The organism is Pseudomonas sp. LPB4.O, assembly GCF_038383825.1.
Lineage (GTDB): Bacteria > Pseudomonadota > Gammaproteobacteria > Pseudomonadales > Pseudomonadaceae > Aquipseudomonas > Aquipseudomonas putida.
The window spans coordinates 2,774,363-2,795,495 of sequence record NZ_CP151298.1; the positions used below are offsets into that span (position 1 = coordinate 2,774,363).

The window sequence follows — 21,133 nt, forward strand, 5'->3', positions numbered from 1 at the left end:
GGGGTCAGCCCTTGTCGGGCGGCGGCGAGATGCGGTTGAGCACGGTGCTGCCGTCCTTGCTGCGGGTGAGGTAGATCGGCAGCACCTTGGGCAGGTTGTTGACCAGGCGCGCGACCTCACGGGTGTTGTAGATACCACTGATGCGAATGCGGCCGGTGCCGGCATCTGCCAGTTGCAGCGGCGCATCGAGGTAGCGGTTGATCACCGGCAGCGCCTGCTCCAGGCTCAGGTTGTCGAGCACCAGCTTGCCGCTGCGCCAGGCCAGGCTGTTGCCGTAGTCGTCGCTCTGTTCAAGCTGCGGCTCGAAGTCGCCCTTGTGATAACTGGCCTGCATCCCAGGGCCCAGACGGTAGCCACCGGTGGTGCCGTCGCTGGACACCAGCACCGAGCCTTCCACCAGCGTAACCTTGACCTGGTCCTGGTATTTCCACACGTTGAATTGGGTGCCAGTGACTCGGGTCTGGCCACGGCCTGCATGCACGATGAACGGGTGGCTGCTGTCGTGCTGCACCTTGAAGAACGCCTCGCCGCGCTTGAGCGTGACCTGGCGCTGGTCCTTGTAGTTGAGGTAGGTCAGCTCTGTGTGGAGGTTGAGCTGTACCATGCTGCCGTCGCTCAACTCCACGGTCTGCATGCGGTCGCCGGCTTCGAAATGCTGGTAGTGGTTGGGCAGCCAGCCTTGTTCCCAGCCCAGCCAGCCGGCCAGCGGCAGCACGGCCAGGGCGATGGCGGCGGCATATGCCAGCGGGCGCCAGTTGCGAGGGCGGGCAGATTGACGGGTGGCCGGGTTGAAGTCGACGACGGTGGCGTTGCGTGGCAACAGGTCGGCGGTTTGCCAGATCTCCAGCATTGCCTGGTATTCCTCGGCATGCCGCGGGTCCGCCGCCAGCCAGCGGGCAAACGCCTCGCGCTCGGACGCCGTGCAATCATCGGCGTGCAGGCGCATGCACCAGTGCGCGGCGGCGTCGGTGATGGCATCGTCAGGGCTGGTGTTGAGGCGGTCGTGATTCATTGCGGCTCCGGATTTTGCGTATTCTACCCTTGCTGGAGGGCTCCCGAGAACCGATGTAATGGCGAATGACTATCAGTTGTGGCTGTTTTTCGTCAGATTTGCACGGTTTTTCAGCGTTTGAGAACCCTTCGCGGGCGGCAAGGGAGGCTGAAATCCTTGGCGCTGCCTTGCAGCCCATCGTGACACAAGGCCGCTCCACAGGTAATCGCGTACCTCTTGTGGGGCAGCTGTCTTGTACGAAATCACAAAGCTTGCGCGATCACTGTGGGAGCGGGCTTGCCCCGCGAACACGGGCGAAGCCCGTGCCATGCACCGCGTTGTCTGCTTCGCGGGCATGCCCGCTCCCACAGGTAATGCGCAGGCTTCAGAACTGCGCCGCCTCCAGCCCATAAAGGCTGCCGCTGCCTGCCCTGATACTGGCTTCCAGCCCCAGACCACGCGGCAGCATACGCTGGAAGAAGAACGCCGCACATGCAAGCTTGGCCCCATGAAACGCGTCATCTTCCTCACGCCTGGCCAAGGCCACCGCCGCCATCCGCGCCCACATGTAGGCATACGCCGTCAGCCCGAACAGCTGCAGGTACTCCACCGCCACCGCACTGACCAGGTTGGCATCCTCGCCTGCCCGTGCCCGCAGCCAGGCGCTGGTAGCCTCCAGCCGCGCCAGGCTCGCCTGCAAGGCCTCGCGGTGCAGCGGTGCATCCACACTGAAAGCACGTACTTCGGCGGCGAAGCTGGCCAGTGCCTGGCCACCGTCCCCCAGTACCTTGCGCCCCAGCAGGTCGAGCGCCTGGATACCGTTGGTACCTTCATAGATTTGCGCAATGCGCACATCGCGCACCCGCTGCTCCTGCCCCCATTCGCGGATGTAACCATGGCCACCGTATACCTGCTGGCCGAGCACGCAGCTTTCCAGGCCGTTGTCGGTGAAGAAGGCCTTGGCCACTGGGGTCAATAGTGCCACCAGGCGCTGGGCGTGCTCACGTTCACCGGCGTCTTCGGCGTAACGCGTCAGGTCCAGTTGCTGGCCGACATAGGCGGCAAACGCCCGGCCACCTTCGGTGAGGGTGCGCATGGTCAGCAGCATGCGCCGTACATCACCGTGGTGGATGATCGGGTCGGCAGCCTTGTCCTGCGCCTGTGGGCCAGTGGCGGCGCGGCTCTGCAGGCGCTCGTTGGCGTACCGGGCGGCGCTCTGGTAGGACGCCTCGGCACAACCGATGCCCTGGATGCCGATGGACAGGCGCTCGTAGTTCATCATGGTGAACATGGCCGCCAGGCCCTTGTTCGGCTCGCCCACCAGGTAACCCTCGGCATCGTCGAAGTTCATCACGCAGGTGGCCGAAGCCTTGATGCCCATCTTGTGCTCGATCGAGCCGCAGTGGGCGGCATTGCGCGCGCCCAGTCTGCCATCGGCCTCGACCCGGTATTTGGGCACAAGGAACAGCGAGATGCCTTTGGCGCCGGCGGGCGCATCCGGCAGCTTGGCCAGCACCAGGTGGATGATGTTCTCGGTCAGGTCCTGCTCGCCGCCGGTGATGAAAATCTTGCTGCCGCTGATGCGATAGCTGCCGTCGGCCTGGGGTTCGGCGCGGCTGCGGATCAGCCCCAGGTCGGTGCCGGCGTGTGGCTCGGTCAGGCACATGGTGCCGGCCCAGCGGCCTTCGTACAGAGGCGGCAAGTAAGTTGCCTTGAGCGTTTCGCTGGCGTGGGCATCGATTGCCAGGCAACTGCCGGCGCTCAACGCCGAATACAGGCTGAAGCTGCAGTCGGCGGCGTAGAGCATTTCTTCGAACAACACCCCTAGCATTTTCGGCATGCCCATGCCGCCAAATGCCGGGTTGCCGCCCAGGCCGACCCAGCCGCCGTCGCGGTAGGTCTGCCAGGCTTCGCGAAAACCGTCTGGCGTGGTGACCTGGCCGGCGTCGAAGCGCACACCTTGCTCGTCGCCGTTACGGCTGAGCGGGGCGATCAGCTGGCCAGTGATTTTGGCTGCTTCTTCCAGGATCGCGTCGGCGGTGTCGGCATCGATGCGCTCGGCCAGGGCGGGCAGGCGGGCCCACAGGGCCGGGGCGTTGAACACGTCATGCAGGACGAAGCGCATGTCGCGCAGGGGGGCGGAGTAAGTGGTCATCAGGGGCTCTTGAAGTGAAGAGGATATCTGTGAAGGTTGCGCCGTACCCGTGTAGGAGCAGCCTTGTGCTGCGAAGGGCCGGCAGGGCTGAAGGTAGTCTTCGCCGGTGAGGGCCTCTTCGCAGCACAAGGCTGCTCCTACAGAGAAACGTCGAGGCCGTTACGGCTTCAGAGGGCCTTGGCCCGGTCGCGCAGGACGTACTTCTGGATCTTGCCGGTGGAGGTCTTGGGCAACTCGCCAAACACCACCGTCTTCGGCACCTTGAACCCGGCCAGGTGCTCGCGGCACCAGCCGGTGATGTCGGCTTCGCGGGTGTCCTCCCGGCCTGGCTTCAGGGCAACGAACGCGCACGGGGTTTCTCCCCACTTTTCATCCGGGCGCGCCACCACGGCGGCTTCAAGTACTGCCGGGTGTTTATACAGGGCGTCCTCGACTTCAATGGTGGAGATGTTCTCGCCACCGGAAATGATGATGTCCTTGAGGCGGTCCTTGATCTCGACATAGCCGTCGGCATGCCACACGGCCAGGTCACCGGTGTGGAACCAGCCGCCACGGAACGCTTCGGCGGTGGCTTCGGGGTTTTTCAGGTAGCCCTTCATCACGGTGTTGCCGCGCATGAAGATCTCGCCCAGCGTGTTGCCATCGCGTGCCACCGGCTCGAGTGTCTGCGGGTCGGCCACCATCAACCCGTCCAGGGTCGGGTAGCGCACGCCCTGACGTGACTTGATTCGCGCACGCTCTTCCAGCGACAGTTCGTTCCACTCGTCATGCCAGGCACACACGGTCACCGGGCCATAGACTTCGGTCAGGCCGTAGGTGTGGGTGACGTGGATGCCCATCTCTTCCACGGCGCCAATGACCTTGGCCGGTGGCGCGGCGCCGGCGACCATGGCCTGTACCGGGTGCTCGATGGCGGCTTTGGCTGCCTCGGGCATGTTGACCAGGGCGTTGAGCACAATCGGGGCGCCGCACAGGTGGGTGACCCGGTGTTCGCGGATCAGGTTCAGGATCTTCTGCGGGTCGACCCGGCGCAGGAACACGTGCGTGCCGGCCAGGGCGGTGATGGTCCAGGGGTAGCACCAGCCGTTGCAGTGGAACATGGGCAAGGTCCACAGGTACACCGGGCGGTGGCCCATGGCCCAGGTCATCTGGTTGCCCAGGGCGTTAAGGTAGGCGCCGCGGTGGTGGTAGACCACGCCCTTGGGGTTGCCGGTGGTGCCGGAGGTGTAGTTGAGCGAAATGGCCTGCCACTCGTCATCCGGCCATTCCCAGGCAAATTCCGGGTCGCCTTCGGCGAGCAGGGCTTCATAGTCCAGCGCGCTGACCGCACGGCCTTCGCCGTACTCCGGGTCATCCACATCCACCACCAGGGGCGGGTGTTCGAGCAACGCCAGGGCGGCCTCGATCACCGCATGGAACTCGCGGTCGGTAATCAGCACCTTGGCTTCACCATGCTGCAGCATGAAGGCGATGGCCTCGGCGTCCAGGCGCACGTTCAGGGTGTTGAGCACGGCGCCGGTCATGGGCACACCGAAGTGCACTTCGAGCATCGCCGGGGTGTTGGGCAGCATCACCGCCACCGTGTCGCCACGCCCTATGCCACGGCCCGCAAGGGCGCTGGCCAGGCGCCTGCAGCGTTGGTAGGTTTCTTGCCAGTTGCGGCGGATGGCACCGTGGATCACCGCCGGGTAGTTGCCGTACACGGCGGCGGTGCGTTCGATGAAACTTAGCGGGGTGAGGGCGATATGGTTGACGGCAGCGGGCATCAGGCCCTGGGCATAGATCGACATGCGGTAATCCTGTAAGGGAGGCAGGCGCAGCTTGTACGCTTGGCCCCCGATGGCTGATTGTTAGCTCTGTTCAGGGTGCAGGGACGCGGACGGTGGGCCGCTCCCTCTGTCGCAGTTTTACGCGAGTCGCTATGGTAGTAGGAATATCGACTATAGCAATATAGTAAAACTACTATAACAACGAGCCGCCTACCGTGGACCAGACTGCTTACCCCTTGCTTGCCAAAGACCCACAACCCAGCCTTTTGCTGGCAGCCGACGCCAAGCCACTGGCACTCAACGCGGCCCTGCAAGCGTGGATTGACGAAGGCCCGGCGCTGACCAGCTGGCTGCCGGCCAACTGCGCCTCGCTGGTGCGTGCGTGCCTGCGCCAGCATCGGGCGATTGCCGACGTCGAGGTGCAAGTGGGGGAGCGCACCGTGCTGTGGTCTTTCATTCCGGATGACCAGGGCCAACAGGTGCTCGGGCGCTGTCGTGACGCCAGCGAAGAGCGCCGTGGTGCACGCGAGGCCAGCCGCGCCCGGCGCCTGTACCGGCTGATCATTGAAAACACCACCGACCTGATCTCCCGGCACAGCCCGGATGGCCGTTTCCTGGATGCCTCGCCGGCAGCGTTCCGCCTGCTCGGCCTGTGGCCCGAGCAATTGCGTGGCATAGCCGTGCATACTTTGCTGCACCCGCGTGAGCGCCGCCAGGTGCTGCGCCAGGCGGCCGCTGCCCTGGACCAGGATGGCTATCACACCATGACCTGCCGGGTGCGCCAGGCCTGTGGCGGCTATCGCTGGTTTGAAATTGCCAGCCGGGCCATCCGCGAGACCTACACCGGCTCGGTGGTGGAGGTGGTCAGCGTGTCCCGCGACATCACCTTGCGCATCGAAGCCCAGGAAAGCCTGGCGCACAGTGCACGGTTGGCCACCCTCGGCGAGCTGGCTTCAGGCATTGCCCACGAGATCAACCAGCCACTGGCGGCGGTGGTCAACTACGCCAACGCCAGTCAGCGTTACCTGCAGGGCCTGGAGGGTGATCCCCAGGCCCGCGAGCGGGTAGGGCAGGGCCTGCTGCGTATCCGCGAGCAGGCCACCCACGCCGCTGAAGTGATCCGCCGCCTGCGCGCCTTCCTGCGCAAAGGGCCACGGCGCCTGCAGGCGCTGGACGTGGCCGAAGTGGCCGGCGAAGCCATGCGGCTGTGCGCCTGGGAGGCCGCGCGCGACCAGGTGCTGGTCGAGCTGCGCGTGAGTGCGCAGCTGCCTTCGGTGTATGCCGACCGGGTATTGCTGGAACAGGTGCTGCTTAACCTGCTGCGCAATGCCATCGATGCCAACCGTGAGCTGCACGGCGACCAGCCGTCACGTATCCTGCTCGGCGCCGCGCGGGACGGCGATGGTGTGCTGGTCGAGGTGGCCGACCAGGGCCCGGGTGTAGCGCCCGAGCGCCTGGATGAAATCTTCACACCGTTCACCACCAGCAAGGCCGATGGCCTGGGCCTGGGTTTAAGCATGAGCCGCAGCCTGATCGAAGGCTTTGGCGGCAGCCTGTGGGCGCGCGCGGGTGATAACGGCGGTTTGGTACTGTGCTGCCGGCTGGCAGTCAGCAGGGCGTAAAGGGGGCGGTGGTGCAAGCAAAAGTGTATGTGGTTGATGACGACCAGGGTATGCGCGACTCGACAGTCTGGCTGTTACAGTCGGTGGGCCTGCAAGCCTTGCCGTTCGCCAGCGGGCAAGCGTTTCTCGATGCATGCGTCGACGATGGGCCCGCCTGTGTGCTGCTGGATGTGCGTATGCCGGGGCTGGGCGGGTTGGCCGTGCAGCAGGCGATGCGCGAGCGCGGCCTGGCGCTGCCGGTGATCTTCGTCAGCGGCCATGCCGATGTGCCGATCGTGGTGCGGGCATTCAAGGCTGGCGCCTGTGATTTCATCGAAAAGCCTTACAACGACCAGTTGCTGCTCGACAGCGTGCAGGCGGCGCTGGAGCACGCCGGGCGGGCGCGGCAGGGCGACCAGGCGCTGGCCTTGGTGCAAGTGCGTATCGACGGCCTGACGCCGCGTGAGCGCGACGTTTTCGTGCCGTTGGCCCAAGGGTTGAGCAACCGCGAGATTGCTGAGCAACTGGGCATCAGTGTGAAGACCGTCGACCTTTACCGCGGCCGGGTGATGAAGCGGCTGCAGGCGGGCAGCCTGGCAGAGCTGGTGGGCATGGCGATTGCCTGCGGGGCGGTTGAGGCGCTGGGCCTGCGGGCGCAATAACCGCCCTGACGCAGGCCCTTGTAGGAGCGGCCTTGTGCCGCGATGGGCCGCAAGGCGGCCCCAAAAATTGCTGCCCTGGCACAAAACTGGGGCCGCTTCGCGCCCCATCGCGGCACAAGGCCACTCCTACAAAGGGCCGCATTTCAGGCATAAAGCATGAAATTTTCCATAGCTAGCTAATCAAAGCTTTGACATTCACTGCCTAGGCAGTAATATTTTCACACAATTGCCCGAGCAGCCTCCGATGGCCCACTTCTCCCCCGAAAACTTCCAGACCTGCGCCATCGGCATGCTCCTTGGCCGTGCGGCGATCCTGAAGGACCGCATTCTCGACTGGCACCTCGAATCAGAGGGCGTCACCGCCGCGCAGTTCAAGGTGCTGATCATCGTCACCCAGTACCAGGTGGATACCCCGGCCGAGCTGTGCCGCTACCTGGGCCTGGACAGCGGTTCGATGACCCGCATGCTGGATCGGCTAGAGCAGAAGGAGCTGATTGTGCGCAACCGCTGCGCCGACGACCGCCGCCTGGTGCGCCTGGCGCTCACCGCCGATGGCCAGCGCCTGGCCGACCGCCTCCCGGAAATTGGCGCTGCCGCCATGAACGAGTTGTGCGGCGTGCTGGCGCCTGATGAGCTCAAGGCCCTGGAAGGCCTGCTGGCCAAGGTCCTGCTCGGTGCTGGCGACCCGTTGACGATCCGCCGCTTTGGCGACCGTTGAACCCTGTCACGAATTATCCAAGGTATTGTCATGGCTACCTCCGCAGATACCCCGACTCCCTCCGCCGCGCCCGAGCCGTCGCGCAAGCGCAAGGCCTGGCTGCTTGGCCTGCTGCTGTTGCTGGTACTTGCCGGTGCATGCACCTGGGCCTGGTACAGCCTGGTGGGGCGCTGGCACGAAAGCACCGACGATGCCTACGTCAACGGCAACGTGGTGGAGATCACCCCGCTAGTGACCGGCACCGTCACCAGCATCGGTGCCGATGACGGCGACCTGGTCCATGCCGGCCAGGTGTTGCTGCAATTCGACCCGGCCGACAGCGAGGTGGCCTTGCAGTCTGCCGAAGCCAAGCTGGCACGCAGCGTGCGTCAGGTGCGCGGGCTGTACAGCAATGTCGACTCGCTCAAGGCCCAGCTGGAAACCCGCCAGGCCGAACTGCGCAAAGCCCAGCAGGACTTCAACCGGCGCAAGGTGCTGGCCGATAGCGGGGCGATTGCTGCAGAAGAGCTGTCCCACGCCCGCGATGACCTGAGTGTCGCCCAGGCCGCTGTCAACAGCGCACGTCAGCAGCTCAGTACCAGCAGCGCGCTGGTCGACGACACCGTGGTTTCCTCGCACCCCGAGGTCATGGCCGCCGCCGCCGACCTGCGCCAGGCTTACCTCGACCACGCTCGCACCACCTTGGTGGCGCCGGTTACCGGTTACGTTGCCAAACGTACTGTGCAACTGGGCCAGCGCCTGCAGCCAGGCACCGCGACCATGGCGGTGATCCCGTTGGACCAGGTGTGGATCGACGCCAACTTCAAGGAAACCCAGCTGCGTGAGATGCGCATCGGCCAGCCGGTGCAGATCAGCGCCGACCTCTACGGCAGCGAGGTCAAGTACAGCGGCACGGTCGACAGCCTTGGTGCTGGTACCGGCAGTGCCTTCGCCCTGTTGCCGGCACAGAATGCCACCGGCAACTGGATCAAGATCGTCCAGCGCGTCCCCGTGCGTATTCACCTGAGCCCCGATCAGCTCAAGGACCACCCACTGCGTATTGGCCTGTCCACCGTAGTAGAAGTCGACCTGCATGACCAGAGCGGCCCGGCCCTGGCCCAGCAGCCCCCACAGCAGGCCAGCTACACCACCCAGGTGTATGACCGTCAGTTGGTCGAGGCCGACAACCTGATCGCCCGGTTGATCCACGACAACAGCGCAACCGGCAAGACGGCCCAGCGATGAGCGACAACGCCGCTGCCCAGTTCACGCCGCCGAGCCTGCTGCTGACCACCATCGGGCTGTCGCTGGCGACGTTCATGCAGGTGCTCGACACCACCATCGCCAACGTGGCATTGCCGACCATTTCCGGCAACCTGGGGGTGAGTTACGAGCAGGGCACCTGGGTCATTACCTCGTTCGCGGTGAGCAATGCCATCGCCTTGCCGTTGACTGGCTGGCTCAGCCGGCGGTTTGGCGAAGTGAAACTGTTCATCTGGGCCACGTTGTTGTTCGTGCTGGCGTCGTTCCTGTGCGGTATCGCCCAGTCGATGCCCGAACTGGTCGGTTTCCGCATATTGCAGGGCGTGGTCGCCGGGCCGTTGTACCCGATGACCCAGACCTTGCTGATTGCGGTCTACCCCCCGGCCAAGCGGGGGATGGCCCTGGCGCTGCTGGCGATGGTCACGGTGGTGGCGCCCATTGCCGGGCCGATCCTGGGGGGCTGGATCACCGACAGTTACAGTTGGCCGTGGATCTTCTTCATCAACGTGCCCATTGGCCTGTTTGCCGCCGCTGTGGTGCGCCAGCAGATGCGTACCCGGCCTGTGGTCACCAGCCGCCAGCCGATGGACTACATCGGCTTGCTGACGCTGATTGTCGGTGTCGGGGCGTTGCAGGTCGTGCTCGACAAAGGCAACGACCTGGACTGGTTCGAGTCGTCGTTCATCATTATCGGTAGCCTGATTTCGGTGGTGTTCCTGGCGGTGTTCGTGATCTGGGAACTGACCGACCGCCACCCGGTGGTCAACCTGCGCCTGTTCGTGCACCGCAACTTCCGCGTCGGCACCATCGTGCTGGTCGGCGGTTATGCGGGGTTCTTCGGTATCAACCTCATCCTGCCGCAATGGTTGCAGACGCAGATGGGCTACACCGCCACCTGGGCGGGCTTGGCGGTGGCGCCGATCGGCTTGCTGCCGGTGATCATGTCGCCGTTCGTGGGCAAGTACGCGCACCGCTTCGATCTGCGTGTGCTGGCGGGGCTGGCGTTCCTGGCGATCGGCACCAGTTGCTACATGCGTGCCGGGTTCACCAGCGAGGTGGACTTCCAGCATGTGGCCTTGGTGCAGCTGTTCATGGGCATTGGCGTGGCGTTGTTCTTCATGCCGACCTTGAGCATCCTGCTGTCCGACCTGCCGCCGCACCAGATTGCCGACGGTTCGGGGCTTGCGACCTTCCTGCGTACCTTGGGCGGGAGTTTTGCGGCGTCGTTGACGACGTGGATCTGGATTCGCCGGGCGGACCAGCATCATGCTTATCTCAGCGAAAACATCAGCCAGTTCGACCCGGCGACGCGGCATACGCTTGAGCAGTTGGGCGGGGCCAGCCCGCAGAGTTATGCGCAGCTGGAGCAGATACTCAACGGGCAGGCTTACATGATGTCGACAGTGGACTACTTCACCCTGATGACCTGGGTGTTTGCCGGGTTGATCCTGCTGGTGTGGTTCGCCAAGCCACCGTTCACTGCCAAGGCCGGGCCGGCATCGGCGGGGCATTGAGCTAAATCACACGGTCACGGTTGTGTGAGCTGACCTCGGTCATTCCCATCTGTAGCCTTTTCGCCTATTGTCGATCCTCCCTTTCCCAAGCGATTGGCATAATCATGGAGAACGTCATCGTCATCACCGGCGGCAGCCGCGGTATCGGTGCCGCCACGGCGCTGTTGGCGGCCCGCGAGGGCTACCGCATCTGCATCAACTACCACGCCGACGACCAGGCCGCCGAAACCCTCCTCGGCCAGGTCCGCGCCCTGGGCGCCGAGGCTATCGCCGTGCGCGCCGACGTCAGCGTCGAGGATGAGATCATCCACCTGTTTCGGCGCGTAGACGAAGAGCTCGGCCCGGTCACCGCACTGGTCAACAACGCCGGCACCATCGGCCAGCAGAGCCGTGTCGAGGAAATGTCCGAGTTCCGCCTGCTGAAGATCATGAAAACCAATGTCGTCGGCCCCATGCTCTGCGCCAGGCACGCCTTGTTGCGCATGGCGCATCGGCATGGTGGGCACGGCGGGGCCATTGTCAACGTGTCATCGATGGCTGCGCGCCTGGGCTCGCCCAACGAATATGTCGACTATGCCGCCTCCAAGGGCGCGCTCGACACCTTCACCATCGGCCTGGCAAAAGAAGTGGCAGGCGAGGGCGTGCGGGTCAATGGCGTACGCCCGGGCTACATCCACACAGGGTTCCATGCCTTGTCCGGCGACCCCGACCGGGTCAGCAAGCTTGAGCCCGGTTTGCCCATGGGGCGCGGCGGGCGCCCCGAGGAAGTGGCCGAAGCCATTCTCTGGCTGCTCTCGGACAAAGCGTCCTATTCCACCGGCAGTTTCATTGACCTGAGCGGCGGGCGCTGAGCGCGCCCGTCAATCCCCCAGCAGCTCACGTACCCGCTCGGCGAGTGTGTCCAGTTCAAACGGCTTGGTCAGCACCGAGCTACCCTGCAACAGCTGGCCGTCGCTGAGCGCCGCGCTCTCATCGTAACCGGTGATGAACAGCACCTTGAGGTCTGGGTAGCGCACACGGCAGCGCTCGGCCACCTGGCGGCCATTTAGGCCACCCGGCAGCCCGATATCGCTCAGCAGCAGGTCTGGCCGCTCGCCGCTTTGCAGGTGGGCGAGGGCGGTCGGGCCATTCTCGAAGGCGTCCACCCGATAACCCAGCTCATCCAGCACTTCGCCCACCACCAGGCGCAAGGCGGTCTGGTCTTCGATCAACAGAATGCGCTTCGCAGCCGTGCTGCTTCTTTGCAATGGCGTGCGCTGCGGTTTACCGGCAGGGGCCTTGGGTTGCTCGTCGTGGCGGGGTAGCAGCAGCTCGATGCGGGTGCCTTCGCCAAGCACCGACAGCACGCGTAATTGCCCACCCGACTGACGCACGAAGCCGTAGGTCATGGACAGACCCAGCCCGGTTCCCTGGCCCATCGGTTTGGTGGTGAAGAACGGGTCGACTGCGCGCTCGGCCACTTCAGCCGACATGCCCTTGCCGTTGTCGACGATACTCAGCCGCACGTACTCGCCGCCTGGCAGCCCCCCTGCCAGGGCCTGCTCGTCGTCAAGCACCAGGTTATCGCCAATGATCTCGATCACACCATCCGCAGGCATGGCATCGCGGGCGTTGATGCAGATGTTGAGCAGGGCGCTTTCCAGTTGAGGCGGGTCGATGAAGGTCGGCCACAGCTGGCTGGCGAAGCGGCTGCTCAGGCTAATGGCAGGGCCGATGGTGCGCCGCAGAAGGTCCTCCATGCCGGCAACCAACGTGGCCACTTGTGTGGAGCAGGGTTGCAGAGTCTGCTGGCGAGAGAACGCCAGCAGCCGGTGCACCAGCGAAGAGGCCCGCTGCGCCGAGCCGCTGGACAGCTCCAGCAAGGGTTCCAGGGCGTCGAAGCGAGACTGGTCCAGGCGTTGCCGCATCAGTTCCTGGGCCCCAAGGATGACGCCCAGCAGATTATTGAAGTCGTGGGCAATGCCGCCACTGAGCTGGCCTACGGCCTCCATCTTCTGTGCCTGACGCAGCGCTTCTTCGGCCTTGGTCAGGCGTTCCTGCTCTTGCACCCGTTCACTGATGTCATAAGCAAACAGAAACGCGCCTTGTATCTCGCCTTTTGAGTCGCGCAAGGCGTTGAAGCGCAATTCGTAATGGCGCAGCATGGGAGGCTTGCCGAAGGTGCCAGTTTCGATGAACTGCTCGCCAGCCAGGGCGCGCTGCCACATTGGCAGAATAGGTGTCTGGCCAGCGCCTCCGTCTTCAAACAGCCCGGGCAGGTAGTCGCCGATTTCCGGTGTCCTTCCGTACAGCAGGTGGAAGTCATGCTTGGCCTGGCGGTTCACAGCCAGCCAGCGCAGGCCCTTGTCCACCACATGCACATTGACCACGCTGTGATCGACCAATTCGGCAAACAAGCGTCGCTCCGCCAGTGCGGCATTCACCCGTTGTTCCAGTTCTTCGTTGAGGCGCTGCAGGGCCTGCTCTGCACGCCGGCGTTCGGTGACATCCTTGAACAGCACGGCTACCTGGCGTTTCTCTGCAGGCTCTACGCGAAACGTGGTCACCGACAGCACATGGCCGGTGGCGACCAGCTCCTGCTCGAAGTGCAGCGGTTCCCCTGTGCGAAGCACAGCGCCATAGCGGGCCACCCAGTCATCGGCCTCATCAGGCACCATTTCGCGCAGTTTCTGCCCGGCCACGTCGGGGATGCCGGCGTGCTTGGCATAGGCCGCATTGGCTAGCACATGCACATAGTCACTCAGCGGGCCATGTGGGCCGTCAAAGAACTCGATGATGCAAAAGCCTTCGTCCATGGTGTCGAACAACGACCGGTAAAAGTCCTGATCCTGGTCTTGATAGCTGGCGAGCTGTGCTTCCAGCAGCGCATTGCGCCGTTGCAGGGCTTCGACTTGTTGACGCAGTGTGAGCGGGTCGCGGGATGGCATGCCGACGTCCGACGAAAAAGGATGCGCAGACTTTAACGTGTTCACCCGCAGGCGGATAGGCGGTCAACGTTGCGGCGGGGCAATCCCCAGCAGGCGGTCAATTCGCTGGCCAAGGCTCTGCAGGTTGAACGGTTTGCACAGCACCTCGGTGCGCCTGTCCGGGCGGCCACTGATCGGGATGTCGGCAGTGTCATAGCCGGTAAGCAGCAGAACGGGCGCTTTGGCCACTAGCGTTTGAAACGCTTCTGCCAGCTGATATCCGTCGATTCCACCGGGCAGGCCGACATTCGTGATCAGCAAGTCCGGAGGTACGCCCGCATGCATAGCCTCAAGCGCCGGGCGGCCACGGTCGAAAGCCTGTACTTCATGGCCCAGTTCAGTCAGTACTTCGACAAGCACAAGGCGCATGGCTGGCTGGTCTTCCACCAGCATGATTCGCTGCACGCGGGGGGCAGAAAGCTCGACGCCGGTGGTGAGTGGCACAGGCTGGCTGCAGGCAGCGATGCTTTCCTCCAGAGGGAAGTACAGGTGAACGCAGGTGCCTTGCCCGGGCACGCTTTCGATCTGCAACTGCCCGCCGGACTGGCGGACAAAGCCATAGACCATGGACAACCCCAAGCCGGTACCTTGACCGAGTGGCTTGGTGGTGAAGAAAGGGTCCAGGGCGCGCTGGCGCACCGTGCTGGACATACCCATGCCGGTATCGGCAACGCGAATGTGCAAGTACCGCCCCGCAGGCAGGCCCAAGTGACCGGCCTCAGCTACGGCGAGGTCGCTGTTTGCACAAGCGATGCTGAGCGTACCGCCCAGGGGCATGGCATCGCGGGCATTGATGCACAGGTTCAGCAGAGCATTTTCCAGCTGCTGCGGGTCGACGTGAATTGACCATTGCCCGGCCAGTGTTCGGTCGTGAAAGTCAATGTGCTGGCCTATAGAGCTGACGATCAGGTCTTGCATGCCCGCTACCAGGCATTGCACGTCAACCGGTTGCGGCAACAGCGTCTGCTGGCGCGAGAAGGCCAGCAGGCGCTTTACCAGCGCAGCGGCGCGCAAGGCAGTACTGCGGCAGAGTTCGAGCATGCGGGCGGTGTCGGCATGGCGTTGTTGGTCCAGGCGCTGTTCGGCCATTTCCACTGCGCCGAGCAGGCTGCCCAGCAGGTTGTTGAAGTCGTGGGCGATGCCGCCGGTCAACTGACCGACCGCTTCCATTTTCTGCGACTGGCGCAGAGCCTCCTCGGCCTGGTGCAGGCGTTGCTGTTCGGCGATGCGCTCGGTGATGTCATAGGCAAACATGTATCCGCCCTGGATCCGCTGCTGCGCATCGCGCAACGGGTGGTAGCGGATTTCGTAATGGCGCGGCGCATCAGGCGGACCGAAGGTGACGGTATCGACGAACGCTTCGCCGGCCAGCACACGCGGCCAAACCGGGGCCAACCGGTTCATGATATCGGGCTGATTGGTCAGGAACTGCGGGACGTAATCGCCGATCTGCGGCAAGAAGCCGCGGTGGCGCTGGAAGGTTTCGCGAGCCGTTCGGTTGATGGCCACCAGACGCATCTTGCGGTCGGCGGCAAACACGTTGGCGAGGCTGTTGTCGAGCAGTTCACCGAGCAGCTTGTTGTGTGCATGGGCGCTGTCTTCGCGTTCTGCCAGGCATGCTTCCAGTTCTGCGACGCGCGCCTGCAGTTGGGTGATCGATGGACGCGAATCTGGCTGCATGACCCAAGCCCCATGAACGGATCGGGCAACTATAGTCGCCCTTCAGGCTTGTAGCGATCAGAACGAGCGAATGATTCGCCCGAGCGTCTCCATGGCCCGTTCGGCACCGTCATGCCAGGGGCTGCCGTAGTTGAGGCGGATGCAGTTGCCGAAGCGGCGGGTGGGCGAAAAGATCGGCCCCGGGGCGATGCTGATGCCCTGGGCCAGGGCCATGTGGAACAGCTTGAGGGCATCCATCTGCTCGGGCAGTTCCAACCACAGGAAGTAGCCCCCCGAGGGCTGGCTGACCCGTGTCTGCGCCGGGAAGTGGCGGGCGATGGCGGCCAGCATGTTGGCCTGCTGGCCTTCAAGGGCGTAGCGTAGTTTGCGCAGGTGGCGGTCATAGCCACCGTGTTGCAGGTAGTCGGCTATCGCTGCCTGGGCCGGCATCGAGGCACACAGCGAAGTCATCAGTTTCAGCCGCTCGATCTTCTGCGCAAAGCGCCCGGCCGCCACCCAGCCGATGCGGTAACCGGGTGCCAGGCTTTTGGCGAACGAGCCGCAGTGCATGACCAGGCCTTGGGTGTCGAAGGCCTTGGCCGGTTTGGGCGCCTGCTGCGAGTAGTACAGCTCGGCGTACACGTCGTCTTCGATCAACGGCACCTGGTGACGCGCCAGCAGTTCCACCAGCGCCTGCTTCTTGGCCTCCGGCATGCTGGCGCCTACCGGGTTCTGGAAATTGGTCATGCACCACACGGCCTTTACCGGGTGCTTTTCCAGCGTCTGTGCCAGTACCCCCAAGTCCATGCCTTCGCGCGGGTGCACGGGGATTTCCACAGCCTTGAGCTTGAGCCGCTCCAGCACTTGCAGGCAGGCATAGAAGGCGGGGGCCTCGATGGCCACCAGGTCGCCCGGTTGGGTAACTGCCTGCAGGCACAGGTTCAAGGCTTCCAGTGCACCGTTGGTGATCAGCAGCTCTTCCATCGGCAGCATCAGCCCACCGACCATGTAGCGCAGGGCAATCTGCCGGCGCAGCTGCGGGTTGCCGGGCGACAGGTCGGTCACCACCATGCGCGGGTCCATGCTGCGGCTGGCGCTGGCCAGCGAGCGCGACAGGCGCTGCAGCGGAAACAGTTCGGGGCTGGGGAAGGCTGAGCCGAACGGTATGGTGTTGGGGTCCTTGATCGAGTCGAGGATCGAGAACACCAGGCCGCTGACGTCCACGTCCGTCGACTCACTGACCGGCTGCAATGCCTGCGGCTCGCTGAACTGGCGCGGGGCGTGGGCGTTGACGAAATAGCCCGAGCGTGGCCGGGCACGGATCAGCCCGCGCCGCTCCAGCAGGTAGTAGGCCTGGAACACGGTGGACGGGCTGACCCCGTGGGTCTGGCTGGCGTAGCGTACCGAAGGCACGCGTTGGCCGGGGCCCAGGACCCCGGAGCGGATCAGTTCGGCAATGTCGTCGGCGAAGCGTTCGTAGCGTTTCATTCTGGCCTTCTGTCGAAGCCTGGCAGGCAAGGTGGAGTCAGTGTAAGGGATCAGCGGTTCATCGGTGCGACGAAGCGGCTTTGGGCCACGCTGCGAATGGCTGGGTCGTCGCGCTCGCTGATTTCGAAGCTCAGCGTTTGCGAGCTGCTGGCCGGGCGCTCGGCCAGCATCGCGACCGATACCGGCAGTTCGCTCATTTCGCCGGCCGGGATCACCAATGCGGTGGTGCCCTGCAAGGTGAAACCGTCAGCGTCCAGCAGGCGCAGCGCATAGTGCTGGGTGCGCTCGGTCTTGTTGATGACCTTGAGTAGGTAGATGTTCTCGATCTGGCCCTGGGCGTTTTCCCGGAACAGGCCGCGGTCCTTGATCACATCCAGCGAAACCATGGGGCGCATCTGCAAGGCCACCACCAGTGCTGCGATCATCACCCCGAGCGCAGCGACGTAGCCCAGCAGGCGCGGGCGCAGCCAGTGGGTGGTGCCGCCCTGCAAACTGTGTTCGGACTTGTAACCGATCAACCCGCGGGCGTAACCCATCTTGTCCATCACCCCGTCGCAGGCGTCGATGCACGCCGCGCATCCGATACAGGCCATTTGCAAACCATCGCGGATATCGATGCCGGTAGGGCACACTTGCACGCATAGCGTGCAGTCGATGCAGTCGCCCAGGCCTTGCGCGCCAACGTCACTGCCTTTCTTGCGCGGGCCACGGGCTTCACCACGGCGCGGGTCATAGGCAACCGCCAGGGTGTCCTTGTCGAACATCACAGCCTGGAAGCGCGCATACGGGCACATGTGCAGGCACACCGCTTCGCGCAGCAGGCCTGCGTTTATGTAGGTGGCAGCGGTGAAGAACAGTACCCAGAACAGCGCCACGCCGCCCAGTTGCAACGTGAACAGTTCTGCGGCCAGTGGGCGGATTGGCGTGAAGTAGCCGACAAAGGTCAGCCCGGTGACTACACCGATGGCCAGCCACAGGCTGTGTTTCAGGGTACGGCGCGCCAGTTTGTTCAGGCTCCAGGGCGCGGCGGCAAGCTTGATGCGCTGGTTGCGGTCACCTTCTATGACCTTTTCGCACCACATGAATAGCCAGGTCCAGGTGCTTTGTGGGCAGCTGTAGCCGCACCACACGCGGCCGGCGTACACGGTGATGGCGAACAGGCCGAAGGCGCAAATGATCAGCAGCGCCGACAGCAGGATGAAATCCTGTGGCCAGAAGGTGGCGCCAAAGATGTGGAATTTGCTTTCACCCAAGTCCCACAGCACGGCTTGGCGGCCGTTCCAGTTCAGCCAGGCGGTGCCAAAAAAAAGCACGAACAGGGCCCCGGCAAAACCGATGCGCAGGCTACGGTACAGCCCGGTAAAGCTGCGGGTGTGAATGCCGCTGTCGATGCGTCGCGGTTGTTGGCTGGCTGGGGCGGCGGCGATCTCTGTAAAAGGGATTCTGTTATTCATGGTTCGGTGCTCATCAGGCCTCGATCAGGCATGAGCACTATGGCCCTGAGGCTGTTATCAGCACAGGCTCAGATTTTGCGATAAAAACCGTATCAGATTACCCGGTTGGCCCCGCCAGGCCTTAGATCACCGAGCCTGGCACACTGGCCTTCAGGTGCCTGCGGCTATCCACCGCACCCACCACGGTCAGTGCATCGGCCTCGGCTTCGGTGATGGGCACGCGTTGGCCTGCGAGCAAGGCCACCGACATGTGCAGTTGTTCGTCGGTGATGATTTCGACATCGGGGCCATCACCCTCGATGCGCAGGTCTTCGCCGATCAAGGTGCAGCGCTGGGTGGCTTCGTCGATTTCAATGGGCATGGTGTGGTGCTCCTGCTGGTGGTTACAGGGTGGACCACAGTGAGGGGCTGGTTGCTGCATCAACAGGCTGAGCGGCACTTTGCCCTGTGTACAGCGGTCAACCCTTGCATAGGCCGGCGCCGGCCAAACAAAGCTCAGCAGGGGGCAACTGTAATGGACGTCATCTGGCAAGCAATCCAGGCTGAATTCGCCGATGTTACCGATGAGCGCGAAGTCACGCGCATTCTCGTGCGCCTGCTGATGGCAGCCATACTTGGCGCTGTGTTGGGCTTTGAACGTGAACACAAAGGCAAGTCTGCCGGGGTGCGCACCCACATGCTGGTCTCGCTGGGTGCAGCCCTGTTTGTGTTGGCGCCTAGCACGGCCGGGGCTGACGAACAGGCGCTAAGCAGGGTAATCCAGGGTATCGTTGCCGGTATCGGCTTTCTGGGTGCGGGTACCATCCTCAAAGGTAACGGCAAGGACCCCAGCCATGTGAAAGGCCTGACGACCGCTGCAGGGCTATGGATGACTGCTGCTATCGGCACGGCTGCCGGGATGGGCCGCGAAGCCACGGCGCTGATCAGCACGGTACTGGCCCTGCTGGTGCTGGGGACGATGCCGTTGCTGGTAGAGAAGGTCGAAGGTCAGAGTGAGGAAAAGCAGGAAGAGGAGGAGGGCAGGAAGCACTAAGGGGAGCCTAAGCTCCCCCCAAAGCGTTGCTGCTTGCTCTTTTCTTATTATTGAGACCGGCTTTTTGTTGTTTTTGTCAGCCTGCCTTGGTGTTGCGAGCGACCCCCATGCGGGGTCAAGAGCAAACGTATTTTTTTGAGCGCTGACCTGCTTTCATCATTGATCCGAACCTGGCTGTAGCTACCTTGAGGTAGTTTTATTGTTCTGTGCCAGACCGCGGGGCGTACCCCTGAAAAGCGTGTCGACTCCAAAAAGATCTGCTTGCTACGCCTCTGCCGTGTTGTTCTTGTTATGTCAGAGCCGTTACCTGTTGTTTTTATTGGTTGTCACATTTTTTTTGTTCTTGTACGAAAGATATAGCAGGGTGCGTGCCAACTTTTTAAAATCCTTTAAATACAGGCGCTTAACGATTTTGGTCCCAGCCAGCCAGCCTGAGATTCTGTCGATTTGTTTCCCTGTTACCCGATTTTTTGCTGTGAAACGTGGGGCCGGTAACACTTCACCCACACGTATGTGACACCCGTATGACTTACTGCGCGTTGCGCGCCCGCGCTACCCGCGACCCATTGCCGCGGCCGAGCACATCGCTGATGCGTTGGCCGGCGGCAATCAGCCGGTCCAGGTCGATACCGGTAGCAATGCCCAGCCCCTGGAGCAGGTACACCACATCTTCCGTGGCGATGTTGCCGGTAGCGCCTTTGGCATAAGGGCAGCCACCCAGCCCGGCCACCGAGCTGTCGAACACATTGATACCTTCGAGGAGGCTGGCATAGACGTTGGCCAATGCCTGGCCATAGGTATCATGGAAGTGCCCGGCCAGTTGCTCGCGCGGTACCAGGGCCGAAACCACCTCGAAGAGGCGCCGGGTATCGCCGGCGGTACCTGTACCAATGGTGTCGCCCAGCGAGACCTCGTAACAGCCCATGTCATGCAGGGCGCGGGCCACCGGGGCCACCTGTTCGGCGCTGACCTTGCCTTCATAGGGGCAGCCGAGTACGCACGACACATAGCCGCGCACGCGTACGCCATGGCTGCGCGCGGCATTCATGATCGGTTCGAAGCGCTTGAGGCTGTCGCTGATCGAGCAGTTGATGTTGCGCTGCGAGAACGCTTCAGAGGCAGCTGCGAACACCGCCACTTCCTTCACCCCTGCAGCCAGCGCGTCCTCGAAGCCGCGCAGGTTTGGCGCCAGCGCCGCATACGTCACACCGGGGCGCTGCTGGATACCGGCGAACACCTCGGCGGAACCGGCCATCTGTGGCACCCACTTGGGCGAGACGAAACTCCCCACCTCGATGTAGGCCAGGCCCGCTGCGGTGAGGTCGTCTACCAGGCGCACTTTGTCGGCAACGCTGATGGGCTGGGCTTCGTTCTGCAAACCGTCGCGGGGGCCTACTTCGACCAGACGGACTTCTTTGGGCAAGGGCATGGCGGGTTTCCTGTGGCGTTCAGCGGTTGTCTTTGTTGTTCAGGGTGGCGGCCAGGGCTTGTTCACAGCGCTCCTGGGCGGTGTCCAGTTCCAGCTGCATCTGGTGGATGTCGAGCATCTGCTGTTCCAGCTGGGCGCGCCGTTCGGCGATTTTCGCCAGCATGCTGTTGAGCTGTTTGAGGTTGCCGCTGGTGGGGTCGTACAGCTCGATAAGCTCGCGGCACTCGGCCAGCGAAAAGCCGATGCGCTTGCCGCGCAGGATGAGCTTCAGGCTGACCTTGTCGCGCGCCGTGTAGATACGTTCCAGGCCTCGGCGTTCGGGGCTCAGCAGGCCCTGCTCCTCATAGAAACGGATGGCACGGGTGGTGATGTCCAGCTCGCGGGACAGGTCGGAGATGCTGTAGGTCTGGGTGCTCATGCTGGGGCTCGGCGTGGGGTATGCGGTTATCCTG

General features: G+C 63.5%; 17 protein-coding genes. 7 read left to right on the top strand and 10 right to left on the bottom strand.

All coding sequences use genetic code 11. The annotated features are described in order from the left end of the window. Nucleotides 1-4: 4 nt before the first annotated feature. The 3 genes from MRBLPB4O_RS12410 to MRBLPB4O_RS12420 all read right to left on the bottom strand — a co-directional run bounded on the left by MRBLPB4O_RS12410 (nucleotide 5) and on the right by MRBLPB4O_RS12420 (nucleotide 4,936). Entirely contained in the window at nucleotides 5-1,012 is a 1,008-nt protein-coding gene (locus MRBLPB4O_RS12410) for a FecR family protein (protein ID WP_341798668.1), read from the bottom strand. Between the two features lie 364 nt (nucleotides 1,013-1,376). Then, the gene (locus MRBLPB4O_RS12415; RefSeq protein WP_341798669.1) at nucleotides 1,377-3,146 is read right to left on the bottom strand and encodes an acyl-CoA dehydrogenase C-terminal domain-containing protein; all 1,770 of its coding nucleotides are present in this window, start codon (nucleotides 3,144-3,146) and stop codon (nucleotides 1,377-1,379) included. 167 nt (nucleotides 3,147-3,313) lie between these two features. Next, on the bottom strand, nucleotides 3,314-4,936 hold the full coding sequence (locus MRBLPB4O_RS12420; RefSeq protein WP_341798670.1) for an acyl-CoA synthetase: 1,623 nt from the start codon (nucleotides 4,934-4,936) through the stop codon (nucleotides 3,314-3,316). Between the two features lie 194 nt (nucleotides 4,937-5,130). Between MRBLPB4O_RS12420 and MRBLPB4O_RS12425 the strand changes: the two genes are divergently transcribed. From MRBLPB4O_RS12425 to MRBLPB4O_RS12450, 6 genes are all read left to right on the top strand, one after another. After that, nucleotides 5,131-6,537 carry an ATP-binding protein gene (locus tag MRBLPB4O_RS12425; protein WP_341798671.1) on the top strand — a complete coding sequence of 469 codons (1,407 nt, stop codon included), beginning with the start codon at nucleotides 5,131-5,133 and terminating at the stop codon, nucleotides 6,535-6,537. 8 nt (nucleotides 6,538-6,545) lie between these two features. Further along, nucleotides 6,546-7,178, top strand: a complete 633-nt coding sequence (locus tag MRBLPB4O_RS12430; RefSeq protein ID WP_041168009.1) for a response regulator — start codon at nucleotides 6,546-6,548, stop codon at nucleotides 7,176-7,178. 244 nt (nucleotides 7,179-7,422) lie between these two features. Beyond that, nucleotides 7,423-7,896, top strand: coding sequence for a MarR family transcriptional regulator (locus tag MRBLPB4O_RS12435; RefSeq protein ID WP_016499362.1), 474 nt, complete (start codon nucleotides 7,423-7,425; stop codon nucleotides 7,894-7,896). Nucleotides 7,897-7,926: 30 nt separating this feature from the next. Continuing rightward, a complete protein-coding gene (locus tag MRBLPB4O_RS12440; protein ID WP_341798672.1) occupies nucleotides 7,927-9,120 on the top strand; it encodes an HlyD family efflux transporter periplasmic adaptor subunit in 1,194 nt (397 codons plus the stop codon). Next, nucleotides 9,117-10,652 carry a DHA2 family efflux MFS transporter permease subunit gene (locus tag MRBLPB4O_RS12445; RefSeq protein ID WP_341798673.1) on the top strand — a complete coding sequence of 512 codons (1,536 nt, stop codon included), beginning with the start codon at nucleotides 9,117-9,119 and terminating at the stop codon, nucleotides 10,650-10,652. Before MRBLPB4O_RS12440 ends, MRBLPB4O_RS12445 begins: the two co-directional genes overlap by 4 nt. A gap of 104 nt (nucleotides 10,653-10,756) precedes the next feature. After that, on the top strand, nucleotides 10,757-11,503 hold the full coding sequence (locus MRBLPB4O_RS12450; protein WP_341798674.1) for an SDR family oxidoreductase: 747 nt from the start codon (nucleotides 10,757-10,759) through the stop codon (nucleotides 11,501-11,503). Between the two features lie 9 nt (nucleotides 11,504-11,512). Here MRBLPB4O_RS12450 and MRBLPB4O_RS12455 read toward each other — a convergent pair whose 3' ends face one another. The 5 genes from MRBLPB4O_RS12455 to MRBLPB4O_RS12475 form a co-directional block, all read right to left on the bottom strand. Further along, the gene (locus MRBLPB4O_RS12455) at nucleotides 11,513-13,579 is read right to left on the bottom strand and encodes a PAS domain-containing protein (RefSeq protein ID WP_341798675.1); all 2,067 of its coding nucleotides are present in this window, start codon (nucleotides 13,577-13,579) and stop codon (nucleotides 11,513-11,515) included. 63 nt (nucleotides 13,580-13,642) lie between these two features. Further along, nucleotides 13,643-15,298, bottom strand: coding sequence for an ATP-binding protein (locus tag MRBLPB4O_RS12460; RefSeq protein ID WP_341798676.1), 1,656 nt, complete (start codon nucleotides 15,296-15,298; stop codon nucleotides 13,643-13,645). 57 nt (nucleotides 15,299-15,355) lie between these two features. Beyond that, complete coding sequence (mapR, locus tag MRBLPB4O_RS12465; protein WP_016499368.1) at nucleotides 15,356-16,765, bottom strand: GntR family transcriptional regulator MpaR; 1,410 nt, start codon at nucleotides 16,763-16,765, stop codon at nucleotides 15,356-15,358. 50 nt (nucleotides 16,766-16,815) lie between these two features. Continuing rightward, the gene (ccoG, locus tag MRBLPB4O_RS12470) at nucleotides 16,816-18,219 is read right to left on the bottom strand and encodes a cytochrome c oxidase accessory protein CcoG (protein WP_156858827.1); all 1,404 of its coding nucleotides are present in this window, start codon (nucleotides 18,217-18,219) and stop codon (nucleotides 16,816-16,818) included. 121 nt (nucleotides 18,220-18,340) lie between these two features. Further along, nucleotides 18,341-18,580, bottom strand: a complete 240-nt coding sequence (locus MRBLPB4O_RS12475) for a DUF3203 family protein (RefSeq protein ID WP_341798677.1) — start codon at nucleotides 18,578-18,580, stop codon at nucleotides 18,341-18,343. 153 nt (nucleotides 18,581-18,733) lie between these two features. On the opposite strand from MRBLPB4O_RS12475, the gene MRBLPB4O_RS12480 reads away from it, so the two are divergent. Further along, on the top strand, nucleotides 18,734-19,252 hold the full coding sequence (locus MRBLPB4O_RS12480; RefSeq protein ID WP_341798678.1) for an MgtC/SapB family protein: 519 nt from the start codon (nucleotides 18,734-18,736) through the stop codon (nucleotides 19,250-19,252). Nucleotides 19,253-19,781: 529 nt separating this feature from the next. Here the strand turns inward: MRBLPB4O_RS12480 and MRBLPB4O_RS12485 are convergent. Together MRBLPB4O_RS12485 and MRBLPB4O_RS12490 are read right to left on the bottom strand one after the other, a co-directional pair. Further along, complete coding sequence (locus MRBLPB4O_RS12485; protein WP_341798679.1) at nucleotides 19,782-20,681, bottom strand: hydroxymethylglutaryl-CoA lyase; 900 nt, start codon at nucleotides 20,679-20,681, stop codon at nucleotides 19,782-19,784. A gap of 19 nt (nucleotides 20,682-20,700) precedes the next feature. Next, nucleotides 20,701-21,099 carry a MerR family DNA-binding transcriptional regulator gene (locus MRBLPB4O_RS12490; RefSeq protein WP_016487404.1) on the bottom strand — a complete coding sequence of 133 codons (399 nt, stop codon included), beginning with the start codon at nucleotides 21,097-21,099 and terminating at the stop codon, nucleotides 20,701-20,703. Between the last annotated feature and the right edge of the window lie 34 nt (nucleotides 21,100-21,133).